The sequence below is a fragment of the Faecalibacterium sp. AF10-46 genome, from assembly GCF_003604105.1.
GTDB lineage: Bacteria > Bacillota > Clostridia > Oscillospirales > Ruminococcaceae > Faecalibacterium > Faecalibacterium taiwanense.
The window spans coordinates 179,756-201,030 of the sequence record NZ_QVGY01000003.1 but is presented as its reverse complement, the minus strand read 5'-3'; the positions used below and the strand labels follow the sequence as shown (position 1 = coordinate 201,030).

At 56.7% G+C, this 21,275-nt stretch carries 21 protein-coding genes; 2 read left to right on the top strand and 19 right to left on the bottom strand.

Annotated elements, in window-relative coordinates:
• Nucleotides 1-46: 46 nt before the first annotated feature.
• Together DWV57_RS05645 and DWV57_RS05640 are read left to right on the top strand one after the other, a co-directional pair.
• Nucleotides 47-739 (top strand): DUF421 domain-containing protein, encoded by a 693-nt coding sequence (locus DWV57_RS05645; RefSeq protein WP_243089034.1) that lies wholly within the window; start codon nt 47-49, stop codon nt 737-739.
• A gap of 9 nt (nt 740-748) precedes the next feature.
• Nucleotides 749-1,117: a DUF4363 family protein gene (locus DWV57_RS05640; protein WP_097782131.1), complete on the top strand. Its 369-nt coding sequence runs from the start codon at nt 749-751 to the stop codon at nt 1,115-1,117.
• A gap of 52 nt (nt 1,118-1,169) precedes the next feature.
• On the opposite strand, the gene nrdR is transcribed toward DWV57_RS05640, so the two are convergent.
• The 19 genes from nrdR to DWV57_RS05545 form a co-directional block, all read right to left on the bottom strand.
• Complete coding sequence (gene nrdR / locus DWV57_RS05635) at nt 1,170-1,640, bottom strand: transcriptional regulator NrdR (RefSeq protein ID WP_044953681.1); 471 nt, start codon at nt 1,638-1,640, stop codon at nt 1,170-1,172.
• A 38-nt stretch (nt 1,641-1,678) separates the two neighbouring features.
• Nucleotides 1,679-4,015, bottom strand: a complete 2,337-nt coding sequence (secF, locus tag DWV57_RS05630; protein WP_120020216.1) for a protein translocase subunit SecF — start codon at nt 4,013-4,015, stop codon at nt 1,679-1,681.
• A gap of 180 nt (nt 4,016-4,195) precedes the next feature.
• Entirely contained in the window at nt 4,196-5,479 is a 1,284-nt protein-coding gene (locus tag DWV57_RS05625) for an aminotransferase class I/II-fold pyridoxal phosphate-dependent enzyme (protein WP_118527346.1), read from the bottom strand.
• A gap of 230 nt (nt 5,480-5,709) precedes the next feature.
• Nucleotides 5,710-7,032 carry an ATP-dependent Clp protease ATP-binding subunit ClpX gene (clpX, locus tag DWV57_RS05620; protein ID WP_120020215.1) on the bottom strand — a complete coding sequence of 441 codons (1,323 nt, stop codon included), beginning with the start codon at nt 7,030-7,032 and terminating at the stop codon, nt 5,710-5,712.
• 41 nt (nt 7,033-7,073) lie between these two features.
• A complete protein-coding gene (gene clpP / locus DWV57_RS05615) occupies nt 7,074-7,670 on the bottom strand; it encodes an ATP-dependent Clp endopeptidase proteolytic subunit ClpP (protein WP_005941935.1) in 597 nt (198 codons plus the stop codon).
• Between the two features lie 146 nt (nt 7,671-7,816).
• Complete coding sequence (gene tig, locus DWV57_RS05610) at nt 7,817-9,133, bottom strand: trigger factor (protein WP_118527348.1); 1,317 nt, start codon at nt 9,131-9,133, stop codon at nt 7,817-7,819.
• 209 nt (nt 9,134-9,342) lie between these two features.
• Nucleotides 9,343-10,026 (bottom strand): metallophosphoesterase, encoded by a 684-nt coding sequence (locus DWV57_RS05605; RefSeq protein WP_005941928.1) that lies wholly within the window; start codon nt 10,024-10,026, stop codon nt 9,343-9,345.
• Nucleotides 10,027-10,060: 34 nt separating this feature from the next.
• Nucleotides 10,061-11,521, bottom strand: a complete 1,461-nt coding sequence (gene thrC, locus DWV57_RS05600; RefSeq protein ID WP_118527350.1) for a threonine synthase — start codon at nt 11,519-11,521, stop codon at nt 10,061-10,063.
• Nucleotides 11,522-11,620: 99 nt separating this feature from the next.
• Nucleotides 11,621-11,983 (bottom strand): YraN family protein, encoded by a 363-nt coding sequence (locus DWV57_RS05595; protein WP_005941923.1) that lies wholly within the window; start codon nt 11,981-11,983, stop codon nt 11,621-11,623.
• Nucleotides 11,980-12,627: a ribonuclease HII gene (locus DWV57_RS05590; protein ID WP_097777741.1), complete on the bottom strand. Its 648-nt coding sequence runs from the start codon at nt 12,625-12,627 to the stop codon at nt 11,980-11,982. Before DWV57_RS05590 ends, DWV57_RS05595 begins: the two co-directional genes overlap by 4 nt.
• Entirely contained in the window at nt 12,624-13,547 is a 924-nt protein-coding gene (ylqF, locus tag DWV57_RS05585) for a ribosome biogenesis GTPase YlqF (protein ID WP_005941918.1), read from the bottom strand. The genes DWV57_RS05590 and ylqF overlap by 4 nt, the downstream gene beginning before the upstream one ends.
• On the bottom strand, nt 13,544-14,092 hold the full coding sequence (gene lepB / locus DWV57_RS05580) for a signal peptidase I (RefSeq protein WP_118527354.1): 549 nt from the start codon (nt 14,090-14,092) through the stop codon (nt 13,544-13,546). The genes ylqF and lepB overlap by 4 nt, the downstream gene beginning before the upstream one ends.
• A 170-nt stretch (nt 14,093-14,262) precedes the next feature.
• Complete coding sequence (gene rplS, locus DWV57_RS05575) at nt 14,263-14,604, bottom strand: 50S ribosomal protein L19 (RefSeq protein ID WP_022257134.1); 342 nt, start codon at nt 14,602-14,604, stop codon at nt 14,263-14,265.
• Between the two features lie 215 nt (nt 14,605-14,819).
• Entirely contained in the window at nt 14,820-15,464 is a 645-nt protein-coding gene (locus DWV57_RS05570; RefSeq protein ID WP_005941909.1) for a TIGR03936 family radical SAM-associated protein, read from the bottom strand.
• Nucleotides 15,439-17,301 carry a TIGR03960 family B12-binding radical SAM protein gene (locus DWV57_RS05565; protein ID WP_120020214.1) on the bottom strand — a complete coding sequence of 621 codons (1,863 nt, stop codon included), beginning with the start codon at nt 17,299-17,301 and terminating at the stop codon, nt 15,439-15,441. The genes DWV57_RS05570 and DWV57_RS05565 overlap by 26 nt, the downstream gene beginning before the upstream one ends.
• A gap of 65 nt (nt 17,302-17,366) precedes the next feature.
• On the bottom strand, nt 17,367-17,852 hold the full coding sequence (locus DWV57_RS05560; protein ID WP_120020213.1) for a peptidase: 486 nt from the start codon (nt 17,850-17,852) through the stop codon (nt 17,367-17,369).
• Nucleotides 17,849-18,322 carry a M23 family metallopeptidase gene (locus DWV57_RS05555; RefSeq protein WP_243112307.1) on the bottom strand — a complete coding sequence of 158 codons (474 nt, stop codon included), beginning with the start codon at nt 18,320-18,322 and terminating at the stop codon, nt 17,849-17,851. The genes DWV57_RS05560 and DWV57_RS05555 overlap by 4 nt, the downstream gene beginning before the upstream one ends.
• A 151-nt stretch (nt 18,323-18,473) precedes the next feature.
• Nucleotides 18,474-20,861 (bottom strand): polyphosphate kinase 1, encoded by a 2,388-nt coding sequence (gene ppk1 / locus DWV57_RS05550; RefSeq protein ID WP_120020211.1) that lies wholly within the window; start codon nt 20,859-20,861, stop codon nt 18,474-18,476.
• Between the two features lie 41 nt (nt 20,862-20,902).
• Nucleotides 20,903-21,262 carry a helix-hairpin-helix domain-containing protein gene (locus DWV57_RS05545; protein ID WP_118527364.1) on the bottom strand — a complete coding sequence of 120 codons (360 nt, stop codon included), beginning with the start codon at nt 21,260-21,262 and terminating at the stop codon, nt 20,903-20,905.
• Nucleotides 21,263-21,275 lie beyond the last annotated feature (13 nt).

Sequence of the window (21,275 nt, the reverse complement as noted above, 5' to 3'; positions counted from 1 at the left end):
CTGCAGCGGCATCCATTCCGCCAGAAACGACAGGAGGTCTTGTTACTTGAAGCTTCTGATCTGCCGCACGATCATCATTTATCTGTGCGTCCTGTTTGCCATGCGGCTGATGGGCAAGCGCCAGCTGGGCGAACTGCAGCCCGAAGAACTGGTGTCCACCATTCTCATTTCCAATCTGGCATCCATCTCCATTGAATCGGAAGAGGTGCCCATCACATCCAGCCTGATTCCTCTGTTTCTCATTGCAGCGCTGGAACTGCTGGGCTCCGTGCTGAGCTTCCGCAGCCAGAAATTCTTCAACTTTCTCTCCGGCAGACCAAAGACGGTGATTTTGGACGGACAGATCGATCAGAAAGCCTTGCGGATGTTACGGCTGACCACAGCCGACCTGATGGAAGCGCTGCGCGGTAAAAATATTTTTGACCCACGGGAGGTCTCCTACGCGGTGATCGAGACGAACGGCACCCTTTCGGCAGCACTGCGGCCAGAAAAAGAGCCAACTCGTCTTGCCGACCTGCAGCTGAAGGTGACCCATACCAACGCCACCATTCCCTTTGTGCTGGACGGACAGGTGCTGGAAGACAACCTACGCTGGTGCGGCAAGGACCGCGCGTGGCTGGAACGCACGGCGCAGGCCAACACCCTGCTGCCGGAAGAAATTTTGCTGCTGATCGGCAACGAGACCGAGGATTATTTTTTGCTAAAAAAAGAGAACCGCCGTGCCGGCGGCTCCCATTGAGGTGAGCGGATGAAACGGATCTATGCATGTATCGCTATTGTGGCCGTACTGCTGAGCGTGGCCTTTTACAGCAGCTGGAAGGTGCAAAGCTTTGCGGATGTGATCTCGGCAGACCTTGACACCGCCGCCGAAGCCATCCGCAATACCGACTACCCTGCCGCCCGGCAGGCGCTTGCTGATGGTGCCGACCGGTGCGACCAAATGCGCACCAAAATGAACCACCTGCTGCGCACCGCAGATTTTACCGAGCTGGAAGCTGCACTGCGGGCGGCGGACGGACACCTGGAAATGGGTGCCCCAGAGGAAGCCTTTGGTGAGCTGCGCCGCGCACAGGTACAGGTGGAAACACTGGAATGGCTCTCGCACCGGCTGGTATAAACAAAAACACCGGCCCTGCCCCATTGGGCGAAAGCCGGTGTTCTGATGCAAATTATTTCTGTGGTTCCTTGCGGTCGCCCATCAGCTTTTTCAGCTCATTGAAAAAACTTTCCACGTCTGCAAACTGACGGTAGACCGATGCAAAGCGAACATATGCCACTTCGTCGATCTTTTTCAGTTCCTGCATGGTCAGCTCACCGATGCGCACACTGGGGATCTCACGGTCGTAGGAGCTGAGCAGCGTCTGCTCAATGCTGCTTACCGCACGCTCCAGCGATTCGTAGCTGACCGGCCGCTTGGCGCAGGCACGCACCATGGCGTTGAGCAGCTTCTGCCGGTCGAACGGCTCACGGGAGCTGTCCTTTTTGATGACCACAAGCGGAACAGTCTCCACGACCTCATAGGTCGTAAAGCGCATATGGCAGCTCAGGCATTCGCGGCGGCGGCGGATGCGCTCACTGTCTTCGGTGGGGCGGGAATCGATCACTTTGGATTCCTCGGCTCCGCAATAGGGACACTTCATGTTCTGTTCCTCCTGTCCGGTCTGACCGGGCTGTGTTTTTAGGCTTTGGTCTTGGGCTTGCGCTCACTCCACAGCACCCACGCAGAGGTGGAAACGCACAGCGAAGTGTACACGCCGCTGATCATGCCCATCATCAGCGGGAACGCAAAGGTAAAGATGCTGTCCAGACCATACAGCTTTGCCACGATGCACATAACGCCCAGCGCCATCACCGTGGTAATGGTGGTGATCAGGGTGCGGCGGGCGGACTGGTTCACCGAGTGGTTCACCAGCTCTTCAAAGGATGCCTTTTTACCCATCAGGGTGCGGTTCTCGCGGATACGGTCGTAGACCACAACGGTATCGTTGATGGAGTAGCCAAGGATGGTAAGCATGGCGGCAATGAAGTTGCCATCCAGCGCGGTGCGCAGCAACACGAAGGTGCCAAACACCACCATCAGGTCGTTCACCAATGCCAGCACCGCCATCATGCCTCCGGTCAGGCCGCCGATGTTCTTGAAGCGCAGGGCGATGTACAGCAGGATCAGCACCAGTGCAAACACCACGGCAACCAGACTCTTCTGCAGGAACTTGGTGCCCATGGCAGCGCTGACGTTGCTTAGCGACAGCTGTTCAAAATTGTTGTCCGGGCAGCTTTCGTTCAGGCTGTCCAGCAGCTTAGCCACCTGCTCGGTAGTCACTGTTTCGGTACCGGGCATCGAGATTTTCAGGGTCTGGCCACCGGTAGCAACATTCTCGCCGGTCTGCAGGGTCAGGCCGTTATTCTCCAATGCAGAGGATGCAACCTTCTGCACATCCGACATGGTAAAGCTGCCCTCGTAGCTCAGGGTGATCATGGCACCGCCGGTGAACTCGGTATCCAGATGGACACCCAAAACCACAGCGCACAGCACGATGGCTGCCATCAGGCAGGAGGAGATCGTCAGGAAGCGCTTGCGCAGGCCCACAAAGTCGATGGGCTTCTTCTCGGCTTTTTCCTTGCCGGGCTTTTCTGCACCGTAGAGCCAAGGGTTGCGCAGTGCCTTGATGGATGCCGCACCGCGGATCATCACACGGGTTGCGAACACGCCGAACACAAAGTTCAGCAGCACGCCGGTGAGCAGCGTGTAACCGAAGGCATAAATAGTGCCTGCGGTGGAGGGGCCAAAGGCAAAGAACACAAAGTGGAGTACCTTTGCAAACATGCCGTCCGAGGGGCCAAAGGCACCCATCAGCACGATGGCCACGATGACGATGGTCACGTTGCCGTCAACGATGGGGGTCAGGCCGCGGGCAAAACCGCTCTTGAGTGCACCATCCAGAGACTTGCCGTTTTTCAGCTCTTCCTTGATGCGTTCTGCCGTGATAACATTGGCATCCACGCCCATGCCGATGGCAAGGATGATGCCTGCGATGCCGGGCAGGGTCATGGTAAAGCTTTCAAACACCGGGAAGTAACCGGAAACGAACGCCAGCGTTGCTGCCACCTGACCAGCCAGTGCAATACATGCAAGGAAGCCCGGCAGACGGTACAGCATCGTCATGAACACCACGATCAGTGCAAAGGCGATCAGGCCGGCCAGAACCATGGCGCTCAGGCTGTTCTCGCCCAGGCTGGGGCTGACGGTGGAATAGCTGTCCACCGTCAGTGCAAAGGGCAGTGCGCCGGAGTTGATCTGGCGGGCCATCTTGACGACCTGCTCCTGCGTGAAAGGATTGGAAGCCGAGCTTGTAATGATGGCAGAGCCATCGGTAATAGCAGTATTGACCGTAGCCGTGCTCACGTTTTCATCGTCCAGCCAGATGCTGATGGTGCCGCCCGATGCAGCCAGCTTTGTGGTAGCATCGCCAAATGCCTTGGCACCGTCATCGGTGAACTTCAAGGAGACGAAATATTCCGAAGCACCGCCATTGCTGACGGGGCCATACTGAGCTGCGGCGCTCTCGATCATGGAGCCGTCCAGGATCAGCTCACCGTCCGCACTGCTTCCCTCGCGGAAGGTCAGATAGGCGGTGGTGCCGATCTCATCGATCGCAGCTTCCGGGTCAAAATCTGTCTCACCGGACTGCCACGGGAACTCCAGGATCAGGCTGTCGGAATTGTTGTCCACATACAGCTCGTAGTCGGTCACATTCAGCGCCACGAGACGGTTCTCAATGACGAGCTGGGCTGCTTCCAGCTGTTCTTCGGTAGCATCGTAGCCATCCGACGGCACAAAGGTGACGTTGACACCGCCCTTGATATCCACACCGAAGCGGATATCCTTTGCACCTTTGATGTAGGTCGTGGTCGTATCGCCGTACTTGGCATACACACCGAAGAACGCAGTATACACAAATACCACGATCAACAGCACTGTGGCGATCAGATGCCATGCTTTGCCTTTTGTTTTCATAAAATTCAGAGAACCTCCAAAAGCAGCAGTTCTTGCAGCTGCCGCCCGTATTCTAGCGCGGACCGCCTGCTTCGGCGGGCCTTATCATTTCCGCAAGGGGGCCGTCGTGCCGGCTTTCTTGCGACAAAACTCCCCTGACGGCCCAGACGGGCCGCACAGAGGAGATAAAATCAAAAAATGTTAGTCTGCCTTGTCAGCCAGCAGTTTTTCTGCCACAGCCAGACGCACACAGATGCACAGCAGTTCGGAAGCGGTTTCCACCTCGTCCAGACTGGGATAGGTGGGCGCAATGCGCAGGTGAGAATCCTCGGGGTCCTTGTGATAGGGATATGCAGAACCGGCACCGGTCAGGGTCAGGCCCGCATCCTTGCACAGACCCGCCACGCGCTTTGCACAGCCGGGCATCACATACAGGCTGATGAAGTAGCCGCCCTTGGGGTCCGTCCAGTGGGCAATATCCCCGCAGGGGATGAGGTTGTTCTTGAATGCGGTCTTGACGGCATCAAAGCAGGGCACCAGACGACGACGGTGCTTTGCCATGTGGGCCAGCACACCTTCCTTGTTCTTCAGGAAGCGGACGTGGCGCAGCTGGTTCATCTTGTCGTAGCTGATGATCATGACCGAGAAGCGCTTGCAGATATACTTCATGCTGCTCTCGCTGCAGGCAATGGCAGAGACACCTGCGCCCGGGAAGGTGATCTTGCTGGTGGAAGTGAACATGAACACACGGTTTTCGTTGCCGTACTTCTTGCTCTCGTTCAGCAGCACCGGAGTCTCGATGATCTCATCGGTCAGGTGATGGACGATATAGGCTTCATCCCAGAAGATCTTGAAATCAGGCGCAGCGGTCTTCATCTTGGCAAAACGCTCGATGGTCTCATCGCTGTAGGTGTAGCCATCGGGGTTGGAATACTGCGGCACACACCAGATGCCCTTGATGTCAGGATCCTCGGCCACCAGCTTTTCCACAATGTCCATATCCGGGCCATTGGGGGTCATAGGCACGCTGACCAGCTCAAAGCCAAACTCCTCGGTAATAGCAAAGTGACGGTCATAGCCGGGCACCGGGCAGAGGAACTTGCGCTTCTCCACCTGAGACCAGGGGCACGGAGACTCCGGGAAACCGAACACATAGCCGATATTGACGAGGTTATACATCAGCTGCAGGCTGGAGTTGCCGCCCACGAACACTTCCTCCGGCTTTACGCCAAAGACATCCGCAAACAGCACGCGGGCCTCCTGCAGGCCTTCCAGCTCGCCATAGTTGCGGGCATCCGTACCGGCATCGGTGGTATAGTCATTCATCTTCAGCAGGTCCATAGCCAGATCCATCTGGTGAGGGCCGGGCTTGCCGCGGGCCATGTTCAGCTTGAGACCCTTGGCCTGAAATTTTTTATACTCTGCTTCGAGCGCTGCCTTTTCGGCAGTGAGTTCATCACGATTCATTGCAAGATAATTTGCCATTGGAAACACACTCCTTTATCGTACTTCCTGTTACCCATAGCGCCAGAGCGGCATTTTGCGGAGCATTCCTGCCAGGGAGCGTTCCCCATGCCATTCCAGACCTTAATATTATAGTACATTTTGCCCTCGGAAACAAGAATAATAAAGCAAAAAGCCCTGCCAAAAGCAAAAAGCTTTTGAAACAGAGCTTGAATGCCGGGTCTTTGCTCCCCTGCTGTACGCTAAAAGCGTCAGCTCAGAGCGACCTGATTTTTATAGCGCTTGCGCACCGCGCCGTATTCCAGATGTGCTTCGCCGCCTTCCACGGTATCTTCATCCACAGTTACGCGGATGATGGTAGTATCGGTGGGCACCTCGTACATGATGGGCAGCAGAATGCTTTCCATCACGCTGCGCAGGCCGCGGGCACCGGTCTTGCGCTCGATCGTCTTGCGGGCAATGGCGTGGAGTGCTTCATCAGTGAAGTTCAGTTCCACATTATCCATGCTCAGAAGTTCCTTATACTGCTTCACAAGGCTGTTGCGCGGCTCCTTGAGCACGCGAACCAGAGCATCCTCGTCCAGATCGTCCAGCACGGTAATGACCGGCAGACGGCCGATCAGTTCCGGAATCAGGCCGAACTTGACCAGATCGTGGGGTTCCACCTTGCGCAGCAGAGCCTTCTCCGCTTCGCTGGAATTATCCTTCAGGCTGCTGCCGAAGCCCAGTGCGGACTTATCGGTGCGGCGCAGGATATACTTATCCAAGCCATCAAATGCACCGCCGCAGATGAACAGGATGTTGGTGGTGTCGATCTGGATGAACTCCTGCTGCGGGTGCTTGCGGCCGCCCTGCGGAGGAACATTGCTCACAGTGCCCTCCAAAATCTTCAACAGGGCCTGCTGCACGCCCTCACCGCCCACATCGCGGGTGATGGAGGGGTTCTCACTCTTGCGGGTGATCTTGTCGATCTCGTCGATATAGATAATACCGATCTGTGCCTTCTGCACATCAAAATCCGCTGCTTGGATCAACTTGAGCAGAATGTTCTCCACATCCTCGCCCACATAACCGGCTTCGGTCAGGGTGGTGGCATCGGCAATGGCGAAGGGAACGCCCAGCATTTTTGCCAGAGTCTGTGCCAGCAGGGTCTTGCCCACGCCGGAAGGACCCAGCAGCAGCACGTTGGACTTCTGCAGCTCCACGTCGCTGCCCTTGCCGCTGAGGATGCGCTTGTAGTGGTTGTAGACCGAGACGGCCAGCACACGCTTTGCCTCGTCCTGACCGATCACATACTGATCCAGACCTTCCTTGATCTCGGCCGGGGTCAGGATGTTGATATCCAGATCGTCCGCAGGCTGGATGTGCGCACGGTTTGCACCGCGGGCCGGTCGGGCGCTTTTGGGCTGATCCGGCTTGTCGGAAAGCAGGTCGTGGCACAGGCCGATGCATTCGCTGCAGATATTGACACCGGGGCCGATGATCATACGCTCCACTTCGTCCTGATGCTTTCCGCAGAAGCTGCAGACCAGATCCTTTTCGTTTTTGTCTCTGCCGGAATTGTTATTTGCCATAGCTGTTTTTCCTTATCCTGGGTAAATTAAATGTCGGCGGCTCAGCGGTGGGCAATGACCTCATCGATCAGGCCGTATTCCTTTGCCTGCAGTGCGGACATATAGTTGTCGCGCTCGGTATCCAGCTGGATCTTTTCCAGCGGCTGGCCGGTGTACTCGCTGAGCATGCGGTTCATCTTATCGCGGATATACACCATGTGCTCAGCATGGATCTTGATATCGGTGGTCTGGCCGGAAAGGCCGCCGCCCTGCCCGCCGATCAGCGGCTGATGGATCAGAATTTCCGAGTTGGGCAGTGCAAAACGCTTTCCCTTGGTGCCGCTTGCCAGCAGGAAGGCACCCATGGAAGCTGCCATGCCCATGCAGATGGTGGAAACATCGCACTTGATATACTGCATGGTATCGTGGATGGCCATGCCGGCGCTGATGGAGCCGCCGGGGCTGTTGATATACAGGCTGATGTCCTTGTCCGGGTCCTGCCCTTCCAGATACAGCAGCTGTGCCACAACAAGGCTGGCGGAGGTATCGTTGACATCCTCGCTCAGAACGATGATGCGATCGTTCAAAAGACGGGAGAAAATATCATAGGAACGCTCGCCATGGGACGACTGTTCCACAACGTAAGGAACAAAACTCATAAAGTTCGCCTCCTGAAATGGAATATAGTATTTGCAAAATTGACCGATACGGTTTCCCTGCCGGTTCTGCCGTATCGGTCAATTTTTACAACCTTTGATTGAAACCGTGCAGCATACTGCCCGCTTCAAAGGAACACAGGAGCTGATTACTCAGCGTCTGCAGCCTTCTCTTCCTCAGCAGCCTTCTCCACGATGTTTGCGTGGCTCTTGATGAAGTCGATGGCCTTGTTGATGGCCAGATCCTTCTTCAGGTCGTCAACATTGACCAGCTCACGAACCTTGTCCTCTTCCATCTTATACTGGTCAGCGATGCGCTTGATCTCAGCGGAAACTTCCTCCTCGGAAGCCTCGATGTTCTCAGCAGCAGCAACAGCCTCCAGAGCCAGACGGATCTTGACCTGCTTCTCAGCCTGCGGCATGAAGGAGGCGCGGAACTGCTCCATAGTCTGGCCCATATACTTCAGGTAGTCCTCGAGGCGCAGGCCCTGCTGCTCCACGCGGAATGCGAAGTCGTTGACCATCTCGTCCATGCGGGCATCATACATTGCCTGGGGGATCTCACCCTCCATGCTCTCGATGACCTGATCCACCAGAGCATTCTCAACAGCCAGATCGTCCTGCTTGTCCAGCTGCTCCTGATTGTTCTTGCGGATGGAAGCCTTGAACTCGTCCAGAGTGTCGTACTCAGAGCAATCCTTAGCCAGCTCGTCATCCAGAGCAGGCAGCTCCTTGTACTTCACTTCGTGCAGCTTGATCTTGAACACAGCAGCCTTGCCAGCCAGTTCGGCAGCCTGATACTCGGTGGGGAAGGTAACGTTCACGTCGAACTCTTCGCCAGCAGAGTGGCCCACGATCTGATCCTCAAAGCCGGGGATGAAGCTGCCGCTGCCCAGAGTCAGGCTGTAGTGCTCAGCCTTGCCGCCCTCGAAAGCCACGCCATCGACGAAGCCCTCGAAGTCGATATCAGCGATGTCGCCGTTCTCAGCAGCGCCCTCACGGGTCAGCTCACGGGCATTGCGCTCCTGCACACGCTTCAGCTCAGCTTCAACAGCCTCGTCAGAAACAGTATGGACAGTCTTTTCAACCGTCAGACCATTGTAGCTGCCAACTTTGACTTCGGGCTTGACAGCGACCTTGACGGTCAGGGTGACACCGTTGGTCTCATCAGCAGAGTCAACAGTGACCTCCGGACGGCCGACCGGCTCAACGCCAGCTTCCTTGACAGCAGCCTCGAAAGCCTCGGGGAACAGCTCATTGATGGCATCATAGGTAAAGACATCAGCGCCGTACATCTTCTCGATCAGAGCGCGGGGAGCCTTGCCCTTACGGAAGCCGGGAACAGCGTACTTCTTGCCTTCCTTCTTGAAAACATCGGCAACAGCCTTCTTGAAAGCCTCTGCGTCGATGGAGAACTGCAGTTCTGCCATGCTCTTCTCGAGCTTTTCACACTTGATGAAATTCATTTGTTTTTCCTCCACTCAAAAATTCTATTGCGCAGGGCAGGAAGTTTTTGCCCTTTGCAACCGCGCACTGCGTCCTGGATGAACTTGCTTTTGCAATATGCGGGGACGCGCGCGCTCAATTGGGTGCAACAATCGCGTCAAAAACTATTATAGCACGCTCCTGACACAATTGCCAGCCCAAATTGTTAATTTTTATTGGTTTTAACGGTTCAATTGATGCGGTACGGGCAAAAACGCAGCCCATCGGCACTGACCAGCTTGTAGTGGATGCCATCCACATCGCCCTGCACCGCATAGCGGATGGCATTGCCGTGCAGATGGCCATAGTAGCAGGTCCTGATGCTGTATTCCTTTAAGGTGGCCACGATCTCCGGCGCACTGGTGCCGGTATACACCGGCGGATAGTGCAGGAACACCAGCTTTTCCAGCCCGGGTTCGGCGGCATCCAGACTCATGCGCAGCCGTCCGATCTCGCGGTTCATCACCTTTTCGTCGTGGGCCTCGCCTGCATCAAACAGCCAGCCGCGGGTACCGCACAGTGCATACCCCTCTACACTGTAGGAGTTGTTGTGCAGAATGTGCAGGGTATCAAAGCCTTCTGCTTTGAGGTAGGCATTCATCTTGTTCACGGTAGACCACCAGTAATCGTGGTTGCCCTTCATGATGATCTTCTGCCCGGGCAGGCTCTGCAGAAATTCAAAATCCTTACGGGTATCGGTCAGGCGCATGGCCCAGCTGATATCGCCCGCCAATACAATGGTATCCTCTGGTTTGATGAGCTTGCGCCAGTTTTTCTCAAGGCGCTCCACATAATCATTCCAGCCGGGAAAAATATCCATCGGCTTGGAAGCACCCAGAGAAAGGTGGGTATCGCCAAGCACAAAAAGTGCCATGTTTTTTCTCCTGTTCTAAATGCAGCAGGATGTGTTATTCCTGATAGCCCAGCGCCACCTCGGCGATCTGCGCAGGATCGATCACGGTGTTAAAGCGCTCCGGCTTCTGGCGCAGCGCGGCAAGGCTTGCCGGTGCGGTATGCGCAGAGACTGCTTCCAGCTGCTGCATTGCTTCAAAATCATTTTCCGGGGCGGTACGGCCCAGTGCTTCCAGCACACTGCGCGGGAACTTGAAGGGAGACGCGGTGGACAGCACCACCATGGGCACGCCCTCGCGCTTTTTCTGCGCTGCCACATGGAACGCAACGGCGGTGTGGGTATCACACAGGTAATTATCCTTCTCGTAGCGGACACGGATCTCCCCTGCCACTTCTTCCTCACTGCTCCAGCCGCAGGAGAAGTTCTCCTGAATGGCAGCCAGCGTCTCCGGACGCACAGTATAGCTTCCGGTCTCGGCAAGGCTCTTCATCAGGCCCGCCACCTCGGCATCACTGCCGGTGACATGGTACAGAAGGCGCTCGAGGTTCGAGGACACCAGAATGTCCATGCTGGGCGAGGTGGTCTTGAAGAACTCCCGCTTTGCGGTGTAGGTGCCGGTGGTGAGGAAATCGGTCAGCACGTTGTTCTCATTGGAAGCGCAGACCAGCTTGCCCACGGGCAGGCCCATGCGCTTTGCATAGTAGCCTGCCAGAATGTCGCCGAAGTTGCCGGTGGGTACGCAGAAGTCCACTTCATCGCCGAAGGTGATCCTGCCCGCCTTGAGCAGCTGGGCATAGGCGGCAAAGTAATAGACGATCTGCGGCACCAGACGGCCCCAGTTGATGGAGTTGGCGCTGGACAGGCGGATGTTCCGCTTGGCAAGCTCTGCTGCAATGGCAGTGTCACCAAAGACCTTCTTCACACCGGTCTGTGCATCATCAAAGTTGCCGCGCACAGCGTACACTGCCACGTTGGCGCCCTCCTGCGTTGCCATCTGCAGGCGCTGGATCTCGCTGGTGCCGCCCGTGGGATAGAACACTGCGATCTCCACGCCCGGGATATCATGGTAGCCGTCCAGAGCTGCCTTGCCGGTATCGCCGCTGGTCGCCACAAGGATCAGGGTCTTTTCCGTGCGGCCCAGATTCTTTTTGGCTTCCACCAGAAGCTTCGGCATCAGCTGCAGAGCATAATCCTTGAATGCACAGGTAGGGCCATGCCACAGCTCTAAGGCATAGGTGTCCCCTTCCACCGGGGCAAGATAGCCTGCCTTGCCGCCAAAGGCCTCTCCGTAGGTCTTGTGGGCAGCTTCGGTCAGGAAATCCTGCGAGTAGTCGGTCAGATATTCTTTGATGACGGCAGCTGCCATGGCCGGGTAGTCCAGCTCGCACAGTGCCTTCACATCCACCTGCGGAAAGCTTTCCGGTACAAACAGACCGCCCTCGTTGGACAGGCCCTGTGCGATTGCTTCCGAGGAAGTCACTTTGCGGTTTTGGTCTCTGGTACTAAAAAACTGCATTGTTGTCGCTCCTTTTTCGCCGTAGAACGTGCAAAGCACGTTCTTCTGCTGTGGCAGAGAAGCCCTCTGCCCGTACATTTTCCCACCGGGGCCGTTGCTTTACGTGAGAAAAGCGCCCCTTATAATATGTACCATCCAGCGCCCGCTGTCAAGAGGGAACACTTCTGCCACGTCAAATCGCACCGGTGCATCGCTCAGGCCGTTCTGCTGCAGATAATACTGTGCTGCACGGATCAGGCGGCGCTGTTTGGGCCGGTCCACCGCTTCTGCCGGGCTGGCCAGAGAGCCTTCCGCACGGGTCTTGACCTCACAGATGACAATGGTCCCATCCGGCTCCTGCACCACAACATCCAGCTCACCCATCCGGGTATGGAAGTTGTGTGCCAGCAGCCTGCAGCCCTGCTTCTGATACCAGCGGGCCGCAGCAGCTTCTCCCCTGCGCCCTGTCTCGGCGCGGTTCACTTTCCGTTCTCCGGCCAGTAGCCCTGCTTTTTGAGGAAGCTGCGGCGGTAGAACGGCTGGATGCCGTACTGGGCGATCAGCTCATAATGGAGCTTGGTCGGGTAGCCCTTGTGCTTTGCCAGCTGATACTGCGGATACTGTCTGTCCAGTTCCAGCATATAGCGGTCACGGCTGACCTTGGCAAGGACGGATGCTGCGCCGATGCTGGCACTGGTGGCATCGCCCTTGACCACCGGCTGTGCCGGGACCAGCAGCCCTGCCGGGGTGCGGTTTCCATCCACGAGAACAAGGTTCGGCACGATGTCCAGCTCTTCCACAGCCTGCTTCATGCCGCCCATGGTGGCGTTGAGGATGTTGTCCCGGTCAATGATCTCCGGCCCCACAAAAACAATTTTGTAGGCCAACGCCTTTTCAATGATCTCATCAAACAGAGCTTCCCGCTTTTTCTCAGTAAGCTTTTTGGAGTCGTTGATGCCAAAGACCGGATTCTCCGGGTCCAGAATACAGGCCGCTACGCACACCGGGCCGCACAGAGGGCCGCGTCCGGCTTCGTCCACGCCTGCAAAGCAGCCATACTGACTGCGTACAGCGGCATCGTACTCATACAACGGAGCCGAGATCTCCTCGTCGGAACGGCGCTTCATTCGTCATCCTCCTCGGCAAAATCAGCCAGATCATCCCGCTGCGGCGGACGCTCCAGCGAGATGCGGCCCCACTTGCAGGCGCGGAACTCGTCCACCAGCATAATGGCGCAGCGCTCGGTGTTCACCTCGCCGCCGCGCACCAGCAGACCGCGCTTGCGGCCGATGGCTTCCATCAGCTCGTAGGGCGGCAGGGCCAGCGTTTCGGCATCCAGCTTGTAGCGCTGGGCCACAAGGTCGGGGTAGTTGCGGCGCACCTCGTCCAGCAGGTTCATGGCCAGCTCTTCCACATCCAGAATATCATCCTTGATGGAGCCGATAAAGGCCAGATTGGACGCAATGGTCTTGGAGTCAAACTTCTTCCACAGTACGCCGGGCATATCCAGCAGGTCAAATTTGTCGGTGCTGACCCACTGTTTGCCCTTGGTTACGCCCGGGCGGTCTGCCGCCTTGGCGCGGGCAGAGCCTGCAAAGGTGTTGATGAAGGTGGATTTGCCCACATTGGGGATGCCGCACAGCATCACCTGTGTTTTGGCACCGCCCATGCCGCGGTTCTGGCGGCGTTCCAGCAGGCCCGCCAGTTCTTTTTCAATGGCAGCCTTTACCGCATTGGCACCGCCCTTCTGCTTGGCGCTGATGGCCACACAGCCGGCATCTGCCGCACGGAAATACTTGATCCACTCTTCCGTTACAGCCGGGTCTGCCAGATCGGCCTTGTTCAGCGCGTATAGTTTCGGCTTGCGGGCCGTGATGCGCTCGATCTCCGGGTTCAGGCTGGAAAGCGGGATTCGGGCATCCAGCAGCACAAGGCTGGCATCCACGTGCTGGATCTCCTGCTCCATCATGCGCAGAGTCTTGGTCATGTGGCCCGGGAACCACTGAATATTGTACTGGTTTGCAAAGCGGGTATCCATTTCGTTCATTTTACCACCCCAAAATCTGTAAAGGGCATAAAGCACACAAGCACCTTGCCCAGAATATCCCGTTCGTCGATGCAGCCGACATAGGTGGAGCGGCTGTCCAGCGACTGGTTGCGGTTGTCACCCATCACGAACACCGTGCCCTCCGGCACTGTGTACGGGAACTGCACATCGTAGCCAAGATAGGTAGGCTCTGCAATGTAGTCCTCCTGCAAGACCTCACCGTTCACCATGACCACACCGGAATCGTAATCAATGCTGATGGTATCTCCGCCCTTGGCGATGACACGCTTGACCAGCGGCTTGCCGTAGGAGGTATAGCTGTCCACAATGACCACGTCACCACGCTGCGGTGTATAGCCTGCTCCCCACACGATGAGCTTATCACCGTTCACCAGTGTGGGCACCATGGAGCTGCCGTCCACCTGAATGATGCGGAAGAAAAACGAAAAAATCAGCACCAGCACCAGCGCTGCCGAGATCAATGCCTCGTACCATTCCAGCAGATTCTGCCCACGCACGGGCTTTGCCTGTTCCTGTTTTTCCATATCCGGTACACCTCACCTTCTGGTTTTACACTGCTGACCCGATTATACCGCAGCCGACAGGCTCTTCGCAAGAACGGTGCCTGCAAAAAGCCGCATTTTTTCCGAAATTTTGATAAAGAAAAAAGGGACAACAAGGTTGTCCCTTTTCTCCCGTTTCAAATCGGGGATGATCAAATATCGCTCTTGACCTTGGCAGCCTTGCCCGTACGGCCACGCAGGTAGAACAGCTTTGCGCGGCGGACCTTGCCCTTGCGGACAACGGTGACCTTCTCAACGAAGGGGCTGTTGATGGGGAAGACACGCTCGATGCCAACACCGTAAGCAACGCGGCGAACGGTAAAGGTCTCAGCAACGCCGCCGTGCTTCTTTGCGATCACAGTGCCCTCAAAGGCCTGAATGCGCTCACGGTCGCCTTCCTTGATACGAACATCAACGCGGACGGTGTCGCCAACGTTGAACTGGGGCTTTTCAGCCTTGATGCTGCCTTCAGAAATAATCTTCAGTGCGTCCATTTTTGAATCCTCCATTTGTTTTTAGACGTTCATACACGGCACTTTGCCGTCAGAGGACCGCCCGTTTAATGATATTGTCATTAACCCCGCTGTGGTCTCAGCGGACACTAACGCCTAAATAGGATATCACAAAACCTGCGTGAATGCAAGCGTTCTGACCAAAATAAATGCAAAAATTTTCTGTTTTGCCCAACAGACAGTCTTTCACACTCCGATCAGACAAACAGCTGCTTATCTGCCGTCAGAAACTTTTTGCGCAGGATGTTGGCGCTGACAGCAGGCAGGCCGAATTTTTCTTCCAGAAAGCCGGTGAGCAGCGAGGGGTTCAGGTTCAGTTCCTGTGCGGCCGGCATGCACAGATCCATGTGCAGGCTGTCCCCTTCTGTGGTGTACTCCACTTTGGGCAGATGTTCCTTCAGCTCAATGATCTTGTTGCCCTTTTTGCCGTGCTTTTCCACCGGGGCGCTTTCCAGCGCGTTGTACTGATCCAGCGCCGCAGCCGCTGCCGCCGGGTAGGTGATGCGATAGCATGCGTAGGCAATGAGGTCCGCCTTCATCTGCACCGGGCCAACGTGCGTGATCACGATGCCTGCGGGCATGATGGCATTGAGGGCCGCTTTCCACTGTTCAAAATCCGGGGCTTCCGCTTCGGTCTTGACGTCCACGCACTCGCACTCGCTCTCCTGCCCCAGAGAAAGCGGGCAGGCAAAGGTCATATAGATGTGGGGATTGAAACCCAGCGTATGCCACACCGGCAAGCCGCTGCGCTTGAGCACTCGCTGCATCACCCGCTGCAGGTCCAGCAGGGAGATGTAGGAGGCCTCATTCTTTTTCTCAAACGAGATTCTGACTGTAATCAAAGCAGGGACCTCCTAACAGGTGATTTGCACCGCAGCCGTGGCAGGCACGGTTGCAGGGCTGGGTAGTCTGGGCGGCAAGGGCCTTTTTGTACTCCCGTACCAGATATTCGTGGGTAACACCGTAGTCCATATGGGACCAGGGCGTTACCTCGTCCAGACCAATGGGGCGCTGGCAGTAAAATGCCGGGTCGATGCCCAGATCAGCAAAGGTCTGCAGCCAAGTATCGTACTTGAAGCACTCCTCCCAGCCGTCAAAGTAGCAGCCGCGCTTGTAGGCTTCCACAATGACCGGGGCAAGGCGGCGGTCGCCCTTGGCAAACACGCCCTCCAGAAAGCTGGTGGTGCTGTCGTGGTAGTTGACCTTGATCTTACGGCTGCGCACACTTTCCAGCAGATGCTTCTGCTTGGCGCGCAGCATTTCTTCAGTGTCCATGGGCACGAACTCAAACGGCGTATGGGGCTTGGGCACAAAGCAGGCACAGCTGATGGTCACCTGAACGCCCTTGCCCTTGCCGCGCTTGGGCAGCGAATAATAGAGGTCTACCACCTTCTGCGCCGTCTCTGCGATGCCCTCAATGTCCTCCATGGTCTCAGTGGGCAGGCCCATCATGAAGTAGAGCTTGACCGAGGTGTAGCCCGCGTTGAATGCAATGGTGCAGGTCTTTTCGATCTCGTCCCATGTGACATTCTTGTTGATGACGTTGCGCAGGCGCTGGGTGCCGGCTTCGGCGGCGAAGGTCAGGCCGCTCTTGCGCACCTTGGTGGTCTTTTCAATGAGGCTCTGGGAGAAGTTGTCCACACGCAGCGAAGGCAGCGACAGACTCACATGCTCCTTGGGTGCCCACTCGTTCAAATCATCCAGCAGCTCTTCCAGCTGGCCGTGGTCAGAGGTGGACAGGCTGGAAAGGCTCAGTTCTTCATAGCCGGTGTTAGCGCACAGCTCCTGCGCCGCCCTGTTCAGAAGGCCCGCGTCACGCTGGCGCATGGGACGGTACAGAAAGCCCGCCTGACAGAAACGGCAACCACGCACACAGCCGCGCAGCACCTCGATGCTGGCGCGGTCCTGAATGGCACCCACCATGGGCACCACGAAATTCGTAGGCGGGGCAAACTCGTTCAGGTCCTTGATGATCGCCTTGGTGATGCGCGCCGGGATGCCCGGCTCATTGGGGGTGATGGCCTTGACCCGGCCATCCTCGTAATACTCCACATCGTAGAACGCCGGGATATAGACGCCGGGGATCTTTGCAATGCGCAGCAGCAGTTCCTTTTTGGAAACGCCGCCCTCTTTTTTGGCCTTTTCGATCTCGGCGCAGATGCCGGGCAGCTGGTTTTCGCCCTCACCCAGCTGGACCACATCAAAAAAGTCCGCAATGGGTTCCGCGTTGCAGGCGCAGGGGCCACCCGCCACGATCAGCGGCCAGCTTTCATCGCGATCTCTGGAATAGAACGGGATGCCCGCCAAATCCAGCATGGCCAGAATATTGGTATAGGAAAGCTCGTACTGCAGGGTGAAGCCCACTGCATCAAAAGCGGTGAGCGGATCCTTGCTCTCCATGGTGTAGAGCGGCAGACCAAGACGCTCCATCTCAGCCTTCATATCCAGCCACGGCATAAAAGCACGCTCGCACCACCAGTTTTCGTGGCTGTTGAGCAGCTCATACAGGATCTTTTCGCCGAGGAAGGACATACCTACCTCATAGGTGTCCGGAAAGCAGAACGCAAAGCGAACATCCACTTTTTCTTTGTCCTTATATACACTGCCGGGTTCTCCGCCGGTATAACGACCAGGCTTCTGTACCCGTCCCAGTGCTTCTTTCAGTTTTGGATCAAACATCGAGTCCTCCAATAAACAGTCCATTTTTACACGTCATTTTATTGTACCCGAAATGAGCTGTTTTTTCAATCATTTCCCTTAAACTTTTTGCCTGCACGCCGCATTTCGCACAGGCAGGATGCCAGCTGCGCCCCATCCAGCGGTGGAACGGGCAGCAGATTGAATCCCCCGGTCAGCAGATTTGCCGCCCAGAAGGCACTGCCGCGGATGGTCAGTTCCTGTTCCAGCCGCAGTGCCCAGATGCCTGCCAGCATGAAATTGACCGCCGGGCCTGCAGCAGCCAGCCAGAAGAGCCGCCCCGGTGAAAGGCCCCGGGCCGGAGCGTCCATCCGCATACAAAAGCCAGTCATGGTCACCTCAATGACCGGAAAGCGGCGCAGAAACACACAATACACCAGAATGTGCCCGCACTCGTGCAGGAACGCCGCCAGCAGCCCCAGCCGCAGAAAGCCGCTTGCATCAAAGTAGAGCAGAAAATACAGTGCGCTACACAAAAGCAGCGGGTCGCGGAACACCAGCGGCCCCAGCTGCCGGGAATCATGCAGCTTCATGAGGAAAGGCCCAGCGCATCCGCCGGGTCACAGGCTGTTCCCTGCCGGTACAGTTCAAAATGCAGGTGTGCTCCCGTAGCGCGCCCGCTGCGCCCTGCTGCGCCCAGCAGCTGCCCTGCTTCCACCACCTCGCCCGTGCGGACATAGGCGTACTGCAAATGGGCGTAAAGTGACTCGCTGCCATCTGTATGGAGAACACGCAGACAGGTGCCATAGCTTGTGCTGCGGTATGCCTGCACCACCGCACCGCCTTCCGCAGCAAGCACTTCCGTTTCCTCTGCACAGGCAAGATCAATGCCCTTATGGAACGTTCTTTCCCCGGTAAAAGGATCCTGCCGCCAGCCGTATCCGTCCGAAACACGGTACTGTGTGGTGTCCAGCGGGAAACAGAGCTTCCCCGTTTTTTTCTGCGCCCGCACCGGAAGCACCACGCACACCAGCAGTCCGGCTAAAACTGCCAGAAAAATCACCCTCCGTCTGGGCTGCTCCCTGCCGTGCCCGGCTCGTCCCCATCGCTTTGCCCGCACCTTCTGCCTCCCGCCTTCCGTTTGCTTTTTATTTATGCAGGCAAACACGCAAAAAGACCCGGCAGAGGGTTTGCTCTGTCGGGTCTTGCAAATATTATCTGCGTAACCTGAAGAAATCCAAAATCCGTTTCAGGCGGCTTCTGGGGGAGGGTGTCTCCACCACCACCGGCTTTATCGGCTTGGCTGCAGGGGCAAGCTGCGGCTCTGTACGCTTTTTATGATTGACCATCTGTTCCAGCTGGTCAAAGCGGTCGCCGCTTTCCGGTGCCGCAGCAGATTCCGGGTGAGAAACTTCTGCCTGTTTTGCAGCGGGAGCCGCTTCCGTTTTCGCAGGTTCTGGCTTTGCTGCTTCGGCAGAAGGTTCAGGCTGTTTTTCCTGCACAGCGGCAGAAAGCCTCCAAGGCTCCGGCTGCGTCCAGTCATTTTTCAACAGCTCATACATGCCCATCTGGCCGTTCACCAGTGCTTCGCCCTCAGCGGGCTTTACCTTCTGGTAGCTGCCGTCCGGGCGCATCTCGCGGGCATTGACATTATCCCGCAGCTGCAGCTGCAGAATGTCGGTAAGCTTCCGCACCAGCACGGGATCCTCCACGCGCACGCCCACCTCCACGCGGCACTCGGTGTTGCGGGTGAGGAAATCGCCGGATGCAATATAGATGCGGGTATGTGCACCATCGAAGAAGCTGTAAATGCGGCCATGCTCCAGATAACGACCCACAAGGCTGCGGATATGCAGGTTCTCCGTCTTGCCGGGCACGCCGGCGCGCACGCAGCAGATGCCGCGCACGATCATATCAATGCGCACACCGGCACAGCTGGCTTCCTGCAGCTTGAGGATGATATCCCGGTCGCTGATGGAATTGTTTTTCAGGATCATGGATGCCGGACGGCCCATGTGGGCGGCGGCAATGACACGATCCATCTCTTCCAGCAATACGCTCTTGAAGCGCAGCGGTGCTACCAGCATCCGGTCGCTCTCCTCAGTCAGCTTCTGCACGGCAAGGTTCTGGAACACATTGGAAGCTTCCTCGCCAATGCCATGGTCTGCCGTAATGAAGGAGTAGTCCGTGTAAAGCTCACTGGTCTTTTCGTTGTAGTTTCCGGTGCCGATCTGGGTGATATAAGAGTAGCCCTCTTTGCTCTTTTTGGTGATAAGGGTCAGCTTGGAGTGCACTTTATAATCATCAAAGCCATAAATGACCGTACAGCCTGCGCTTTCCAGCTGCTTCGACCAGTCGATATTGTTCTGCTCGTCAAAGCGGGCGCGCAGCTCCACCAGCGCCACCACCTCTTTGCCGTTCTCAGCGGCTTCCATCAGCGCCTGCACGATCTGGGACTCCCGCGCCATACGGTACAAGGTCATTTTGATGGAAATGACCTCAGGATCATGGGCAGCCTTTTTGAGCATGGCAATGAAGGGCCGGATGGACTGGTACGGGTAGCTGAGCAGCACATCGTGCTTCTGCACCTCAGCGGCAAGGTCGTAGTCCGGCGGCGGCAGCATGGGCCGTGCAGCCGGGTAGAACAGTTCCGGCCGCCCCTCCGCTTCCATGCGGCCGGTGAGCTTGTAGAAAAAGCTCAGATCCAGCGGGCTTTTCTGCTCGAACACCCGTTTATGGGTGAGCAGCAGACGGTTGCACAGCAGGCGTTCTACCTCCGGGGCCGGGGCAGGCGTGATCTGCAGACGCACCGCAGCCAGCTTGCGGCGGCGCTTGAGCAGCTCGGTCATGATCTCGCGGTAGTCGATATCATGATCCATCATGCCCTCTTTTACGTCGATATCCGCATTGCGGGTAACACGGAAGAGACATTTTTCCTGAATCGTCTCTTTGCCAAAGATGCTGGCCGCAAAGTGCAGCACCAGCTCTTCGGTAAGTGCAAACTGCGTTTCGCCGTCTTTTTTTACAACGTGCATCCGTTCCATCTGGCTGGAAATGGGAATGATGCCAAGGCTCTGCCCTGCCGGGTGTTTTTCCTTGAGCAGAACGCCAAGGTAAATCTCCTGATTGCGCAGGAATGGGAACGGATGGCGGTTATCCACGATCTGCGGGCTGAGGATGGGGAACAGCTCCGTTTGGAAGTACTTCTTCCAGAAGTGCTCGTCCTCCTTGGACAAGTGGTCAAGATCCACCTTGCGCCAGCCGCACTCCGCCAGTGCTTCCAGCGCCTTTGCGTAGTATTTATCGCACTCCTCCTGCAGCTGTGCCGTTTTGGGCATGATGGCAGTCAGCTGTTCCGCCGCGGACATGTTGGTCTTGTTTTCCCTCTTGACCTTTTTGCCCTGTTCCTGTTCCAGATTGGCGCGCTCCTGCAGAGAACCCACGCGCACCATAAAAAACTCGTCCAGATTGGAGCCGTAGATCGCAAGAAATTTGACCCGCTCTGCAAGCGGAACATTTTTATCTTTGCCCAGCGCAAGAACGCGCCGGTTGAAATCCAGCCAGCTCAGTTCCCGGTTGATAAAAATGGTATCGTCACTCATAATCATTCCCCTTTTTGCTGCGCCGGGCCGCCGGCTGCGGCTCAGCTCACGGTTGCCATTCCTGCCCAGGAATCCACAATGGTCTGTGTCAGGCCCGGAACATCGGCTGCATCTTCTACCCGTTCAAACGGGCCATTCTGCGTCCGGTAATCCAGAATCGTCTGTGCGCGCTTTTCCCCTACGCCCGGCAGTGTGCACAGCGCAGAGAGATCGGCAGTGTTCAGATCCACCAGCACATACTGTTCCAGCCCGGTCGTATCCGGCAGGACCTGCGGTTCGGCAGCCTGCAGCGGCACGGCAAAGCCAAAGGCCAGCACTGTGCACAAAACCACCGCCGCCAGCGACAGCGCAAGAAAGAGTTTTTCCTTCTTTTGCAGGACCAGAAGATGCGTTTCTCTCATTGTACCTGACTTT

Excerpts from the sequence above, each read along its gene's own strand:
- ylqF (WP_005941918.1), bottom strand. The coding sequence starts at position 13,547 with ATGAACGAAATGGATACCCGCTTTGCAAACCAGTACAATATTCAGTGG.
- DWV57_RS05545 (WP_118527364.1), bottom strand. The coding sequence starts at position 21,262 with ATGAGAGAAACGCATCTTCTGGTCCTGCAAAAGAAGGAAAAACTCTTT.
- clpP (WP_005941935.1), bottom strand. The coding sequence starts at position 7,670 with ATGAGTTTTGTTCCTTACGTTGTGGAACAGTCGTCCCATGGCGAGCGT.
- DWV57_RS05640 (WP_097782131.1), top strand. The coding sequence starts at position 749 with ATGAAACGGATCTATGCATGTATCGCTATTGTGGCCGTACTGCTGAGC.
- nrdR (WP_044953681.1), bottom strand. The coding sequence starts at position 1,640 with ATGAAGTGTCCCTATTGCGGAGCCGAGGAATCCAAAGTGATCGATTCC.
- DWV57_RS05590 (WP_097777741.1), bottom strand. The coding sequence starts at position 12,627 with ATGAAGCGCCGTTCCGACGAGGAGATCTCGGCTCCGTTGTATGAGTAC.
- thrC (WP_118527350.1), bottom strand. The coding sequence starts at position 11,521 with ATGCAGTTTTTTAGTACCAGAGACCAAAACCGCAAAGTGACTTCCTCG.
- secF (WP_120020216.1), bottom strand. The coding sequence starts at position 4,015 with ATGAAAACAAAAGGCAAAGCATGGCATCTGATCGCCACAGTGCTGTTG.
- ppk1 (WP_120020211.1), bottom strand. The coding sequence starts at position 20,861 with ATGAGTGACGATACCATTTTTATCAACCGGGAACTGAGCTGGCTGGAT.
- tig (WP_118527348.1), bottom strand. The coding sequence starts at position 9,133 with ATGAATTTCATCAAGTGTGAAAAGCTCGAGAAGAGCATGGCAGAACTG.
- rplS (WP_022257134.1), bottom strand. The coding sequence starts at position 14,604 with ATGGACGCACTGAAGATTATTTCTGAAGGCAGCATCAAGGCTGAAAAG.
- DWV57_RS05560 (WP_120020213.1), bottom strand. The coding sequence starts at position 17,852 with ATGAAGCTGCATGATTCCCGGCAGCTGGGGCCGCTGGTGTTCCGCGAC.
- DWV57_RS05625 (WP_118527346.1), bottom strand. The coding sequence starts at position 5,479 with ATGGCAAATTATCTTGCAATGAATCGTGATGAACTCACTGCCGAAAAG.
- DWV57_RS05605 (WP_005941928.1), bottom strand. The coding sequence starts at position 10,026 with ATGGCACTTTTTGTGCTTGGCGATACCCACCTTTCTCTGGGTGCTTCC.
- lepB (WP_118527354.1), bottom strand. The coding sequence starts at position 14,092 with ATGGAAAAACAGGAACAGGCAAAGCCCGTGCGTGGGCAGAATCTGCTG.
- DWV57_RS05565 (WP_120020214.1), bottom strand. The coding sequence starts at position 17,301 with ATGTTTGATCCAAAACTGAAAGAAGCACTGGGACGGGTACAGAAGCCT.
- clpX (WP_120020215.1), bottom strand. The coding sequence starts at position 7,032 with ATGGCAAATAACAATTCCGGCAGAGACAAAAACGAAAAGGATCTGGTC.